This window comes from Flavobacterium sp. DG1-102-2 (genome assembly GCF_033042555.1).
In the GTDB taxonomy this organism is placed as follows: Bacteria; Bacteroidota; Bacteroidia; order Flavobacteriales; family Flavobacteriaceae; genus Flavobacterium.
This window is the reverse complement of the sequence record NZ_JAWLIK010000009.1, coordinates 65,579-77,938: the sequence shown is the minus strand read 5'-3', so window position 1 is coordinate 77,938 and position 12,360 is coordinate 65,579. Positions and strand designations below refer to the sequence as shown.

General features: G+C 40.3%; 15 protein-coding genes. 9 read left to right on the top strand and 6 right to left on the bottom strand.

Annotation, left to right across the window (positions count from 1 at the left end; genetic code table 11):
• Window positions 1-18: 18 nt before the first annotated feature.
• The 4 genes from R1T16_RS13390 (at window position 19) to R1T16_RS13375 (ending at window position 1,697) form a co-directional block, all read left to right on the top strand.
• The gene (locus R1T16_RS13390; RefSeq protein ID WP_317501621.1) at window positions 19-210 is read left to right on the top strand and encodes a hypothetical protein; all 192 of its coding nucleotides are present in this window, start codon (window positions 19-21) and stop codon (window positions 208-210) included.
• 479 nt (window positions 211-689) lie between these two features.
• Window positions 690-1,013: a hypothetical protein gene (locus R1T16_RS13385; protein ID WP_317501620.1), complete on the top strand. Its 324-nt coding sequence runs from the start codon at window positions 690-692 to the stop codon at window positions 1,011-1,013.
• Between the two features lie 2 nt (window positions 1,014-1,015).
• A complete protein-coding gene (locus tag R1T16_RS13380; RefSeq protein WP_317501619.1) occupies window positions 1,016-1,351 on the top strand; it encodes a hypothetical protein in 336 nt (111 codons plus the stop codon).
• 37 nt (window positions 1,352-1,388) lie between these two features.
• Window positions 1,389-1,697: a hypothetical protein gene (locus tag R1T16_RS13375; RefSeq protein WP_317501618.1), complete on the top strand. Its 309-nt coding sequence runs from the start codon at window positions 1,389-1,391 to the stop codon at window positions 1,695-1,697.
• Between the two features lie 48 nt (window positions 1,698-1,745).
• Here the strand turns inward: R1T16_RS13375 and R1T16_RS13370 are convergent, their stop codons facing one another.
• From R1T16_RS13370 to R1T16_RS13360, 3 genes are all read right to left on the bottom strand, one after another.
• Window positions 1,746-2,627, bottom strand: coding sequence for a glycoside hydrolase family 16 protein (locus R1T16_RS13370; RefSeq protein ID WP_317501617.1), 882 nt, complete (start codon window positions 2,625-2,627; stop codon window positions 1,746-1,748).
• Between the two features lie 290 nt (window positions 2,628-2,917).
• On the bottom strand, window positions 2,918-3,388 hold the full coding sequence (locus R1T16_RS13365) for an Lrp/AsnC family transcriptional regulator (RefSeq protein ID WP_317501616.1): 471 nt from the start codon (window positions 3,386-3,388) through the stop codon (window positions 2,918-2,920).
• Window positions 3,389-3,502: 114 nt separating this feature from the next.
• Window positions 3,503-4,873: a saccharopine dehydrogenase family protein gene (locus tag R1T16_RS13360; protein WP_317501615.1), complete on the bottom strand. Its 1,371-nt coding sequence runs from the start codon at window positions 4,871-4,873 to the stop codon at window positions 3,503-3,505.
• A gap of 109 nt (window positions 4,874-4,982) precedes the next feature.
• Between R1T16_RS13360 and R1T16_RS13355 the strand changes: the two genes are divergently transcribed.
• Window positions 4,983-5,369 (top strand): DUF423 domain-containing protein, encoded by a 387-nt coding sequence (locus R1T16_RS13355; protein ID WP_317501614.1) that lies wholly within the window; start codon window positions 4,983-4,985, stop codon window positions 5,367-5,369.
• A 79-nt stretch (window positions 5,370-5,448) separates the two neighbouring features.
• Window positions 5,449-7,050 (top strand): phosphoenolpyruvate carboxykinase (ATP), encoded by a 1,602-nt coding sequence (gene pckA / locus R1T16_RS13350; RefSeq protein WP_317501613.1) that lies wholly within the window; start codon window positions 5,449-5,451, stop codon window positions 7,048-7,050.
• Window positions 7,051-7,255: 205 nt separating this feature from the next.
• On the opposite strand, the gene R1T16_RS13345 is transcribed toward pckA, so the two are convergent.
• Window positions 7,256-8,005, bottom strand: coding sequence for a uroporphyrinogen-III synthase (locus R1T16_RS13345; RefSeq protein WP_317501612.1), 750 nt, complete (start codon window positions 8,003-8,005; stop codon window positions 7,256-7,258).
• An 18-nt stretch (window positions 8,006-8,023) separates the two neighbouring features.
• Window positions 8,024-8,704 (bottom strand): DUF4271 domain-containing protein, encoded by a 681-nt coding sequence (locus R1T16_RS13340; RefSeq protein WP_317501611.1) that lies wholly within the window; start codon window positions 8,702-8,704, stop codon window positions 8,024-8,026.
• Between the two features lie 104 nt (window positions 8,705-8,808).
• On the opposite strand from R1T16_RS13340, the gene R1T16_RS13335 reads away from it, so the two are divergent.
• From R1T16_RS13335 to R1T16_RS13325, 3 genes are read left to right on the top strand one after another with little or no spacing between them, the layout of a single operon-like run.
• Entirely contained in the window at window positions 8,809-9,531 is a 723-nt protein-coding gene (locus R1T16_RS13335; protein ID WP_317501610.1) for a polyprenol monophosphomannose synthase, read from the top strand.
• 12 nt (window positions 9,532-9,543) lie between these two features.
• Complete coding sequence (locus tag R1T16_RS13330) at window positions 9,544-10,887, top strand: dihydroorotase (protein ID WP_317501609.1); 1,344 nt, start codon at window positions 9,544-9,546, stop codon at window positions 10,885-10,887.
• Window positions 10,888-10,923: 36 nt separating this feature from the next.
• Entirely contained in the window at window positions 10,924-11,382 is a 459-nt protein-coding gene (locus R1T16_RS13325) for a DUF4296 domain-containing protein (RefSeq protein WP_317501608.1), read from the top strand.
• Here the strand turns inward: R1T16_RS13325 and R1T16_RS13320 are convergent.
• The gene (locus R1T16_RS13320; RefSeq protein ID WP_317501607.1) at window positions 11,324-12,316 is read right to left on the bottom strand and encodes an NAD-dependent epimerase/dehydratase family protein; all 993 of its coding nucleotides are present in this window, start codon (window positions 12,314-12,316) and stop codon (window positions 11,324-11,326) included. The genes R1T16_RS13325 and R1T16_RS13320 overlap by 59 nt on opposite strands.
• Between the last annotated feature and the right edge of the window lie 44 nt (window positions 12,317-12,360).

The window sequence follows — 12,360 nt, the reverse complement described above, 5'->3', positions numbered from 1 at the left end:
CGAAATAGAAACAATCCTATGTCTAATACCAACCCACCGATAGTAGTAGCTAAAAGGTATTATCCGCGCCTTTCAGAAATCGTTACCGTAAATGACCTGCCTGAATTTTTATCTTTTGTACAGGAAGGACTTAATGCCATATTTGATAAGATACACTATAAAAACCTTCAGTACTTTAAGAGCTATAGGGGGCGACAGTGCTTTTTATAGGCTTGATATAGTATCGGGCAAACCATTAGGGTTTACAATACCGGGCGGGCTAAAGCTATTGCTAAATCCTGATGCAGGCGAGAGCGTCTCACTCGTGCCCAAAGTAAAACAACTATATGTAAGAAGTTTTCTAGTCATTGAAATGACGATAACACTATTTTAGAAATTGATTTGAATTAGTGTGGGCATGAGCGGGACGCTCGCGCAAGCGGGGGAAATATTGAATTTTTAGAAGCATTTAATAGATTTAGATATTTAAAAACTGTCAAATTTCAACATCTGAGATTCTTACATCAAATAAAAGGAGGACATCATTATTCTTACGTTACATATGATATATTATCTAGTGTCCTTTGGAAAGTCGTACCGAATAATGTAAATTATTCCACAACTATTCCATTAAATTTAAGGACAAAAATTTCTCAAATTAACGGTCATATTTTTATGAAGATATTTGGAGATTTAACCCGAATTTAAACTTGGCAGATCAAAACACTAAACTAATTAATGGACTTGGTGTAAGCAGAAAAACCAAACATTTCGTAATAAATCCAAATTGGAATGATCAAAAAATAATTGAAGAAATGGCACATACTTGGACAAATAAAAAACAAATTGGGAATAAAGAATCTCTTGAGATAAAGCATAATGGTATAATACATAATACCAACCAAACCAACTATAAATCTATTTTCTCAGACGGTACAGAGATTGAGATTTTTTTTAGAGATACAGATGTAGATCCAATTTCTGGAGATTTAGTTAATAACCATATTTCCCTATTCGCAATAATAAAAACATAGTTATGAGTAAAAGTACTGAATACAACTTAAGGTTTTATAAAACAAATGTTGATGGAAAAATTTATAATATATGTTCTCATCATGGTACTGTAGATAGCAAATCAAATCTAATTTTTTTAACTCATCTTGACTATGATGATACTATGTCTTTTTTAAACGATTTACAGTTATCGGTTAATTCAGAAAGTAATGCAGATGAAGGTTTTGACTCTTCAAGTATAGAACATATCAGCATAAAATATGAATACCCAAATGTTAATATTGACGATATTTTAATTCTTCCAATGATTGATTTTATAGAATTGCTTACTGAATGGAAAAATTTCATCAACTCTTAAAGTTTGAAAAAATAATTTCATAAATTAATCCAACTGTATGCCAGATACCAATCCACCAATAGTAGTAGCCAAAAGGTATTATCCACGCCTTTCTGAAATCGTTACCGTAAACGACCTGCCTGAGTTTTTATCTTTTGTGCAGGAAGGCCTTAATGCCATATTTGATAAGATACACTATAAGAACCTTCAGTATTCTAAAAGCTATAGGGGCGATAGTGCTTTTTATAGCCTGGATATAGTCTCGCGCAAACCCATAAGCTTTACTATTCCTGGCGGGCTTAAGTTGGTACTTAATCCTGATGCAGGCGCGAGCGTCTCGCTCGTGCCCATAAGCCAAAGCAGGTAATCTTTGAAGGCCTGTTTACTTTGCTTATAGGGGCATGTACTGAAAAATTTAATCTGCCCTGAAAACCTTTACCCAATCCACATACATAGATGATGGCTGAATTTTAGACGGGTCAAGGTTGTTAAACATGCCCCCTCCTACAGCCAGGTTGAGGATAATGTTTTGGGTTTTTCCAAACATGGCGGGTATGTATTGCTGCCCGGGTTGTGTTGCTACTTTGCTTTCCATCACTTCACCATCGAGCAGGAAAGTCAGACTGGTTTTTGTCCATATCAGTTCATAAACGTGGTAGCTGTTGGTCAGGTTTTTAGCTGTATTTATCTCTTCAGATGTCAAATCGTCATTGGTTACGGGAGTATCCGCCTGGCTGCCGTAATAATAGTTGGTTATATAATTATGTTTGTCGCCTGTGGCTTCCAGTATGTCAATCTCGCCGTGTGTAGGCCATGGGTTGCCATAACTCCAGAAGGCAGGCCACATACCGTAAGCCTCAGGCAGCTTGATACGGGCACTTATCCTTATTTTCGGGTTGGCATCGGTAGCCGCAATGGCAAAGTCTGACTCGATCCTGCCGGAGGTATAGTCATAGTCGGAAAGTTCGTCGCTGTCAGGCAATATTGGGCCTGTAACATATTGTTTTATAGCCTTTATCTCAAGAATTCCGTCAGAAAGTATAAGGTTCTGTTTCCTGTACAGCTGAAGTTCCTCGTTAAAAGCGCCGCCTTCCCAAATTTGCCACTGGCTGAGGCCGGCTGTAAAATTCTCTTCATATATTTTAGAAAAGCCCTGTGTAGCCAATGCGGTTTCGTCAAGATCATAATCCTGCGTTGTGGGTGTTGTAGTTTTTTTGGTGTCGTCAGACTGACTACATCCTAAAAATGTAAACAGAAAAGAAAAAGCCGAAAAAATAATTTGTTTTTGACGATTCATGGAGGGGGAAATATTTTTTTATTAAAACGAAAATTCAGCAGAAAATTGTATGGCAAAATGCATGCCCAAAACGTGTGTCACTTAAAAAACCAAATGGGTAACATCATTTTGCAACACTTTGATTTTCAAATTTTTAAAGGATTCTAATTTTACGCACAAAAACCGCGTTTTGAGAACCAAAAGCGTAATATTACAAGCTTACAGATTTACTTATTTTGCCGTGTTTTAGTTGCGAATTGCAATAAGTAAAAAAGGCATTTTGTTTTCCGCTGAACACTGAACACTGAACATTATAACTGTATCTGCCTCTCAATCTGCTGGTCCAGCGATATAAAGGTCTCGGTTCGTGACACCCCGTCGATCGGCTGAATCTTATTGTTGAGCAATTGCATGAGGTGCTCGTTGTCACGGCATATGATCTTAATGAGTATCGACCAGTTTCCGGTAGTGTAGTGGCATTCCAGTACCTCGGGAATCTTGCGTAGTTCCTTAACAGCCTCAGAGTTACTGGCGGCTTTTTCAAGGTATATACCCACGAAAGCCATAGTGCTATAGCCCAGCACACGGGTGTTAACGATAAACTTAGAGCCTGCTATAACGCCTGCCTGTTCCAGTTTTCGCAGACGTTGGTGTATCGCCGCCCCTGAAATCCCTATTTTAGCGGCGATCTGTAGTATTGGCTTACGGGCGTCTTCCATCAAAAAACGTAAGATCTCTTTATCTATACCGTCTATTTCTATATGCTGCGGATTAATTTTCATAGTTACAGTTTGTAACCAAATATACAATTTATGCTTTACGAAAATAACATAAAAACCAAAACCTTCCCGCGTTAGCGGAAAGGTTGAGCAAAGTTGGGTTAGTTATTAAGGTTTTTAGCTGGCCACATTATTTGGGTTGTACCCCATGTAGCTGCCCTGTTTTTCGTAAAAAACAACCCCAAATTCTTCAAGTTCTTTTAATATCGGCGCATAAACCTCTCTCTTTAGAGGCATTTGGACGCCGGGGGTGGTAATGTTGCCGTTTAGTATCTGTAATGTCGCGATGGCTACCGGCAGGCCAACAGTCTTAGCCATAGCGGTATAGGTCTGGTCGTCGCCTATGCATACCATCGTAGCGTCTACCTGGTTCTTTTTACCTTCAATCTCGTAACCTATTTTGTGATACATCACAATCATGTCCTTATCTTCAGGGCTTAACGTCCAGCTGTCAGAAAGTATCTTTTCCAGTATCTGTGCAGGGGTGGCGTTATGCAGCCCTACTATCTTATTGGCATTAAAAAGGTCAAGCTCCACAAGCTTATCCCACTGGCTGTCATCCTGGTCAATGTTCAGCATGTGGCGCAGTTTAAGTTCCACAGAATCAGTAGGGTGGTAAGGCAGGAATGAGTTGATGAACTCCCTGTAGCTCATGGTGTCAGAGTGTTCCATGATATACGAATCGTCTGTCATGCCAAGCTGAACAAACATATTCCATGACTTGGAGAAGCCTACACGGCGAAGCGTTCCGCGATACAGCGTAAGGGCATCTTCAAGGCCGTAAACACTACGGTATTTAAGCGAATCACGGTTGGCATAGCCTTCAAATCTGCCGTAGCGTTCCACTTCCATAAACTCTGTCCTGCGGAATAACTTGTTGTAAGGTATATACTTATAAGTTCCTTCCTGTATAAATTTTGCTGTACCGCCCTGACCTGCAAGTACCACATTGCGTGGGTTCCAGGTAAATTTGTAGTTCCACAGGTTGTTGTCGCTTTCAGGTGCTACAAGGCCTCCGCAAAACGATTCAAACAATAATATTTTGCCGCCTTTGTCGCGGATATCATCAATAATTTTCATGGCGCTCATGTGGTCAATGCCGGGATCAAGGCCAATCTCGTTCATAAAAACGAGGTTATTCTCTTTAACCAAAGTATCAAGCTCCTGCATGGCCGGACTTATGTAAGACGCTGTAACCATGTGCTTTTTGAAGGTAATGCAGTCTTTGGCAACTTCAAAGTGAAGGTGGGCAGGCAGCATTGAGATCACGATATCTGCTTTGCTGATTTCGGTTTGGCGCTGCTGCTCATTAAATATGTCAAAGGCAATGGCAGTAGCGTTTTTATGTTCTTTTGTTTTGCGCTGGGCAAGCTCTAAAGAGAGGTCGCCTATGGTAAGGTGAAGCTGCTCGGCTTCTGATTTGTTCAGTAGGTATTCAATAAGAGATGAGGCCGAACGTCCGGCGCCAATAATCAGTATATTCCTCATAACAATTTGGTAATTATCACACGAAAGTAGCAATATGTTATATTTATAAAAAATTTTATAGCGAAAAAATTATTGAAAGGTTTTAATTTTACCCCATAATATTACCATTATGGATAGAAAAATTCTCCTGGTAGCCGCTGTATTTGGGGCTATTGCCATTGTTCTTGGCGCTTTTGGCGCACACGGATTAAAATCTTTGATTTCTCCTGAATCGATAGCCGTTTTTGAAACCGGGGTCAAGTATCAGATGTATCACGCACTGTTTTTGTTATTTTTAGGAACTACCCCGTCGGTCTCTCAAATGGCAAAAAATACTATCCTTATGCTGGTAGTTTCCGGAATTGTGCTTTTTTCAGGATCTGTCTACTTTTTAGCCTGTAATGTGCTTTTTTCTTTTGATTTTAAGAAAATTGGCATCATAACTCCAATTGGAGGATTACTATTAATACTGGCTTGGATTGTGTTATTTTTACATTTAATTAAACAAAAGAGATAATTTTTTTGCAAATTGATACATTGTAATAAAATTATTTTTACTTTTGCCCTTTGTAACAATGCAACTTATATCGAAAAGTATGGATAATTACGGCCTTTCTACGAAAACGATTTCGTTAGAGAACTTAGGAATAAAGAATGCTAATGTGAGGTATCAGCTGACTCCGGACGAGTTACATGATATTACGATTGAAAAAGGCCAGGGTGTAGAAAGTGATTCGGGTGCGCTTGCCATCAACACAGGTGAGTTTACCGGAAGATCTCCTCAGGACCGTTTCATAGTACGCGATAGCATTACGGAAGATAAAGTATGGTGGGGTAATGTAAACATCCCATTTGACAGCGCTAAGTTTGAAGCGTTATATAATAAAGTGACTGCTTACCTTTCTAATAAAGAGGTTTTTGTGCGCGACAGTTATGTGTGTGCAGATGCAGACTTTAGGCTTAATGTAAGGGTAGTGACAGAAACAGCATGGTCTAACCTATTCTGTTATAATATGTTCCTTCGTCCTGAAGAGTCGGAACTTGATGATTTTAATGCAGATTGGCACGTAGTATGTGCGCCGGGCTTCATGGCAGATCCCGCTGTAGACGGCACACGCCAGTCTAACTTTGCAATACTTGATTTTACAAGAAAGATCGCCCTTATAGGCGGTACAGGGTATACGGGCGAAATGAAGAAAGGAATTTTCTCTGCGCTTAACTTTATCCTTCCTGTAGATAAGAATGTGCTCCCGATGCACTGCAGCGCTAATGTAGGTGCAGATGGTGATACAGCTATCTTCTTCGGACTTTCAGGTACAGGTAAAACAACGCTTTCTGCAGATCCTGCGCGTAAGCTTATTGGCGACGATGAGCACGGATGGGCGAGCGATAATACCGTATTTAACTTTGAAGGCGGCTGTTATGCCAAGGTAATTAACCTTACCGAAGAGCATGAGCCGGATATCTTCAGGGCTATAAAAAGAGGAGCGATCCTTGAAAACGTGATATTTAAAGAAGGTACTAACGAGGTAGATTTTGAAGATGTTTCTATTACTCCTAATACGCGCGTTAGCTACCCAATTTATCATATAGATAATATTCAGCCGGGTTCTGTAGGGCATAACCCAAAGAATATCTTCTTTTTGAGCGCCGACTCATTTGGTATCCTGCCTCCAATCTCTAAACTGACTCCGGGACAGGCTGCTTATTACTTTATTTCTGGCTACACGGCAAAGGTTGCCGGTACAGAAGCTGGTGTAAACGAGCCTCAGCCTAACTTCTCTGCTTGCTTTGGAGCGCCATTCATGCCGCTTCACCCAGCAAAATATGCCGAGATGCTTATCAAGAAAATGAAGGATGCCGGCGTAAACGTATGGTTGATTAATACAGGCTGGTCAGGCGGTGCTTATGGCACAGGCCAAAGGATGAAGCTTAAATATACACGTGCCATGATTACGGCGGCGCTTAACGGCGAGCTTGATAATGTAGAGTATAAAAACCACACTGTATTTGGCCTTGCTAAACCGCAGAGCTGCCCTAACGTACCTTCGGAAATACTAAACCCAAGGAATACATGGGAAGATAAAGATGCTTATGATGCTAAAGCCCTTGAACTGGCGGCTGCATTTAAAAATAATTTTGCAAAATTTGAGGAATTTGCAAATGAAGAAATTATGTCTGGCGGACCGCTGGCATAATGTGAATTTTAGAATAGATGTTTTTTGGAAAGAAGGCTGTCTCAGAAATGGGGCAGCTTTTTTGTTTAGATCTACCCCATCCCTTTCCGAAGGAGAGAGACCGAGGGTAAGGTTTGTAAAGGATGGGAACAAGGGTAATTTTGAGCAAACAAAAAAACAGCCACTCATTGAGCGGCTGTTTTTGTATAAAGTAGAGTTTCTTTTCCTATTTTTCTTTATTTACTTTAGCGATATATTTCTCTAATGCCATAGTCATAGAAGGTGTATCAGGGGTAGGGGCCATAATGTCTATCCTTAGTCCATGATCCAGGGCTTCTTTTTGTGTTGTGCTTCCAAAAACTGCTATGCGCGTATTGTTCTGCTGGAAGTCAGGGAAGTTCTTGAACAGCGATTTTATTCCTGTAGGCGTAAAAAATGCAAGTACATCATAATACACATCTTTAAGGTCGCTAAGGTCGCTCATTACGGTCTTGTAAAAAGTACCCGGTGTCCAGTCTATCTTAAGTCCGTTTAATGTAGGAGGGATGTCGTGGTTAAGCTGGTCAGAAGCCGGTAAAAGAAATTTTTCGTCCTTGTATTTCTTTATCAGCGGCGCCATATCGGCAAAATCCTTTTGGCCAACATATATTTTACGCTTGCGGTACACCACATATTTTTGCAGGTAAAAAGCTATCGCTTCACTCTGGCAGAAATACTTTAATGTTTCCGGCACTTTGTAGCGCATTTCTTCTGCTACACGAAAAAAGTGGTCTACGGCAAATTTACTTGTAAGAATGATCGCTGAATAGTTGTTAAGGTCTATTTTTTGCGCTCTCACGTCTTTTGCGCTTACACCTTCCACTTGTATAAATGACCTGAAATCAACCTTTACCTTATGCTTTTGCTGAAGTTCGAAGTATGGTGAATTTTCTACTTTAGGCTCCGGCTGCGAAACCAAAATTGTTTTCACTTTCATATTTGATATATTGTAATACTAACTTTTTCTAAACCAATAATACATGAAATAATAGGGCGCTATTTCAAGTGTGCAAAGATACAAAATAAAATAGAATAATTTTGAGAGTATCAAGTTTTGATAAATCCTTAATGAAACGAGGTACGAAATAACACTCGCGGCAATTATAAGCCCCAGAATTGAGTATATAACAATGGGGTGCTGAGCTTCATTGTAAAATAAGAAAATATTTACAGGGAGTATAAGCAATCCTATGTAAGTCCTATAGTTTACTTTGTGAAGGTTAAACAGTTCATTAAACTCCTCAATATTAAACGATGTGGCAATAATTTTCTCAATAAGGTACTTTGAGAGGATAAAAACACCTATAACAGTAAAGATCTGGATAAAATTTATCCAGTTGTGCTTCTCGATCTTGTCAAAATTTGTCCATCCCTCATAGCTGAGCAGGAACTGGAACAGGAACGTAAAGGAGATGACCTGTACCAGGAAAAAAGAAATGGTAAACCAGCTAAGCATATTACCGCTGTCTTTATAAATCTTTGTATATTTATCAGACACTGCAAGTTTGATAAATTCAGCAAAACGGGTTTCAAATACGCTGCGATTAACGGCAATAAGCGCAAAACAGGCCACAAACACAAGTGTTGCCCAGTCTTTGCCATTCGCTATCCTTTCGTTGTAAACGAGTTCCATCATGCTGCAAAATTAGTGTTTTTTGCATTCTCTTATTTTAATTATAATTTAATTATGTGTGATGCGTTTAAAATACATTATTTTTGCACCAAAATTCACGGTATCAAATGAGCGACGGCATAGTTATAATACCTACTTATAACGAGATTGAAAACATTGAGGCTATTATCAGGGCAGTTTTTGTGCTTGATACGCCGTTTGACGTACTCATCGTGGATGATAATTCTCCCGATGGCACTGCGCAGAAAGTAAGGGAGCTTCAGGCAGAATATCCGGGAAAGCTTAACCTTGAAGTAAGGGCGGGCAAATCCGGACTTGGTACTGCTTACGTACATGGTTTTAAGTGGGCTATTGAACGAAAGTATGAATACATCTTTGAGATGGATGCCGATTTCTCGCACAACCCGCAGGATCTTGAAAAATTGTATGCTGCCTGTGTAAAAGGGGCAGATGTTGCAATAGGCTCTCGTTATGTAACGGGAGTTAATGTGGTGAACTGGCCGCTTAACAGGGTACTTATGTCTTATTACGCTTCGGCTTATGTGCGTACCATTACAGGAATGACTATAAGGGATGCTACGGCAGGCTTTATATGCTACCGGTCTAAGGTGCTGGAAAGCGTAAACCTTGACAGGATAAAATTTGTGGGCTATGCCTTTCAGATAGAAATGAAATACCGTGCTTATGCTAACGGTTTCAACATAGTAGAAGTGCCTATTATCTTTACAGACAGGACAAAAGGCGAATCTAAAATGAGCAATGCTATCATCAAAGAAGCTATCTTTGGAGTAATATCGCTCAGAATAAAACAAATGCTAAACAGACTATAGAAAAAGAATTTAATGAACAGGATTTTAATTAAGAATGCCAGGATTGTAAACGAAGGAACTATTTTTGAAGGCGACGTATTGATCGAAGATAAATTCATCAAGGAAATCGCCGAGAAAATAAGCCCTAAATCTTCAGACGTGCAGATAATCGACGCTGAAGGCAGCTTCCTGATACCGGGTGCCATAGACGACCAGGTGCATTTTCGTGAACCGGGGTTAACCCACAAAGGTACTATTGAAACCGAATCGCGCGCTGCCGTTGCCGGTGGTATAACTTCTTTTATAGAACAGCCTAATACTGTACCTAATGCCGTAACCCAGGAACTGCTGGAGCAGAAATACCAAAGGGCGGCCGAAACATCGTATGCCAACTACTCTTTCATGATGGGCGGTACTAACGATAACCTTGAAGAGGTGCTTAAAACAAATCCAAGAAATGTAGCCGGTATCAAGTTATTCCTTGGTTCTTCTACAGGAAATATGCTTGTGGATGACGAGCAGGTGCTTGAAAAAATATTCTCCAGCACAAAAATGCTTATCGCTGCTCACTGCGAAGATGAGGCGACTATTCGCACCAATCTTGAAAAATATAAGGAAGAATACGGAGATGATATCCCTGTAAAATTCCATCCGCTTATACGCAGTGCAGAGGCGTGTTATATCTCTTCATCTCGAGCTATAGCACTGGCTAAGAAAACCGGCGCAAGGCTTCACGTTTTCCACGTGTCTACAGCTATCGAGACTGATCTGTTTACCAACAAGATTCCTCTTGAGGATAAGATGATTACTGCCGAGGTATGTGTACACCATTTATGGTTTAGCGATGCCGATTATGAAAAGAAAGGTGCGCTTATAAAGTGGAACCCTGCAGTTAAGACCGCAGAAGACCGTCAGGCGTTGTGGAATGCACTTCTTGACGACAGGATAGATGTTATTGCTACAGACCACGCACCGCATACACTGGACGAAAAGAAAAACCCTTACACGAGCTCGCCGTCAGGAGGGCCGCTGGTACAGCACGCTGTAGTTGCAATGTTTGAGGCTTACCATCAAAAGAAAATCTCGGTAGAGAAGATCGTAGAGAAAATGGCACATAACCCTGCCAGGATCTTTAAGATAGAAAAACGAGGTTTTATAAGGGAAGGTTACTATGCCGACCTTGCCATTGTAAATCCGGGACTGCCATGGAATGTTAAGAAAGAAAACATCCTTTACAAATGCGGATGGTCTCCGTTTGAAGGCGTTAACTTCAAATCAAGGATTACCCATACTTTTGTAAACGGAACATTAGTATACAACAACTTTAAGGTAAAAGATGTTCGTTGTGGCGACAGGCTTTTATTTGAAAGGGAATAGTTATAGCGGCACCCTGTGGCTGAAAATAAATAATAAATGAAAAAACTGTTACTCCTTATAGTATCGATCGTGATGTTTTCCTGCGGTAAAGAAACTGCCGCAGAAAAACCTGCGCGCCTGTTATCACAACAGGATATGGAAAATATCCTTTATGATGTTACCATAATGCAGGCTGTAAGGTCGTATCAGCCACAGGTGCTGGATACTAATAAAGTAGATATACAGCATTATGTCTACAAAAAATACAAGATTGACAGCCTTACCTATGCGCAGAATAATATCTGGTATGCGGCTCACGTAGAGAAATATGCAGCTATATTAGATAATGTTGCCATTAGGGTGCAAAAGGAAAAAGACGCTGTTACTAAAAAGATCGATAAGGAGAAAAAGAAAGATGCTGTAAAGGTATCTCCATCTCCGGTTTCTGCCAATATTGCTAAGAAGGATAGCTTAAGGAAAGTTGTTTTAGGCAGGACTCAGCGTCAGCAAAAGTAAAATCCAGTTTCTCCACAATTTTACTGTTGTCATAATGCTCAATATTATGAGATGATCTTGCCATGCTTCGAGTAAGCTTACGACGTTGGCCTGTAAGCTTAGATACAAACCAATCAATTCGCCATGCGGCAGATGTCATCAATGGCGATGCATAGATTGACGGCCTGCTTTTTTTCATTGCATCGGCAATAATACTAAGCATCTGTTTATAGGTAAAGTTCCCCGATACAAGGGTATAACGTTCGCCATTGGTATCGGTAGCCATAAGTTGCAGCATTGCTTTTACCACATCTTCTACAAACACGATGCCTACACTGCCTTTGGTATAAAACGGCTGCCCATTTTTAACCGATTTAAGTACCTTGCCGCTGCCTTCGTTCCAGAAGCCTTCGCCAAAAATCACCCCGGGATTTACAATAACCACATTAAGGCCTTCCTGCCAGGCGCGCCAAACTTCCATTTCGGCGCCATACTTGCTTATGGCATAATCGCCATGCCTTACTTCGGGATTCCATTCGGTTTCTTCTGTAATGGCTTCGTTGTCTTTAGGTGTTCCTAATGCGGCAATCGAACTAACATGGCAGAATTTTGCAACGCCAAAATCGAGCGCGCAGTTTACCATGTTTGCGGTGCCTTCAATATTTACCTTTCGTAAAAGTGCTTCGTCTTTTGGTTCAAAAGAAACATTGGCAGCACAATGATATACAGTATCAATACCGGCAAAGGCTTCTTCAAGAGAAGGAACATCGGTAATATCACCCTGAACCCATTCAATAGCGTCAAAGCGGCTATTTCCCTTTGCCGTGAAAAGGTTTCGGGCTTTGTTCAATGATTTCTCAGTACGGTAAAGCGCGCGTACCTTTTGTGCATTGCCTGCTAATTCAAGCAGTAAATGCGCACCTACTAATCCTGTTCCGCCGGTTACTAATATCATATTTACAAATGTAGTAGGTAAAACCGAGAATATTTTACAAATGT

What these genes read in the sequence shown, in the direction of transcription:
- R1T16_RS13390 (WP_317501621.1), top strand. Translation starts at nt 19, where the DNA reads ATGTCTAATACCAACCCACCGATAGTAGTAGCTAAAAGGTATTATCCG.
- R1T16_RS13380 (WP_317501619.1), top strand. Translation starts at nt 1,016, where the DNA reads ATGAGTAAAAGTACTGAATACAACTTAAGGTTTTATAAAACAAATGTT.
- R1T16_RS13375 (WP_317501618.1), top strand. Translation starts at nt 1,389, where the DNA reads ATGCCAGATACCAATCCACCAATAGTAGTAGCCAAAAGGTATTATCCA.
- R1T16_RS13370 (WP_317501617.1), bottom strand. Translation starts at nt 2,627, where the DNA reads ATGAATCGTCAAAAACAAATTATTTTTTCGGCTTTTTCTTTTCTGTTT.
- R1T16_RS13365 (WP_317501616.1), bottom strand. Translation starts at nt 3,388, where the DNA reads ATGAAAATTAATCCGCAGCATATAGAAATAGACGGTATAGATAAAGAG.
- R1T16_RS13360 (WP_317501615.1), bottom strand. Translation starts at nt 4,873, where the DNA reads ATGAGGAATATACTGATTATTGGCGCCGGACGTTCGGCCTCATCTCTT.
- R1T16_RS13355 (WP_317501614.1), top strand. Translation starts at nt 4,983, where the DNA reads ATGGATAGAAAAATTCTCCTGGTAGCCGCTGTATTTGGGGCTATTGCC.
- pckA (WP_317501613.1), top strand. Translation starts at nt 5,449, where the DNA reads ATGGATAATTACGGCCTTTCTACGAAAACGATTTCGTTAGAGAACTTA.
- R1T16_RS13345 (WP_317501612.1), bottom strand. Translation starts at nt 8,005, where the DNA reads ATGAAAGTGAAAACAATTTTGGTTTCGCAGCCGGAGCCTAAAGTAGAA.
- R1T16_RS13340 (WP_317501611.1), bottom strand. Translation starts at nt 8,704, where the DNA reads ATGATGGAACTCGTTTACAACGAAAGGATAGCGAATGGCAAAGACTGG.
- R1T16_RS13335 (WP_317501610.1), top strand. Translation starts at nt 8,809, where the DNA reads ATGAGCGACGGCATAGTTATAATACCTACTTATAACGAGATTGAAAAC.
- R1T16_RS13330 (WP_317501609.1), top strand. Translation starts at nt 9,544, where the DNA reads ATGAACAGGATTTTAATTAAGAATGCCAGGATTGTAAACGAAGGAACT.
- R1T16_RS13325 (WP_317501608.1), top strand. Translation starts at nt 10,924, where the DNA reads ATGAAAAAACTGTTACTCCTTATAGTATCGATCGTGATGTTTTCCTGC.
- R1T16_RS13320 (WP_317501607.1), bottom strand. Translation starts at nt 12,316, where the DNA reads ATGATATTAGTAACCGGCGGAACAGGATTAGTAGGTGCGCATTTACTG.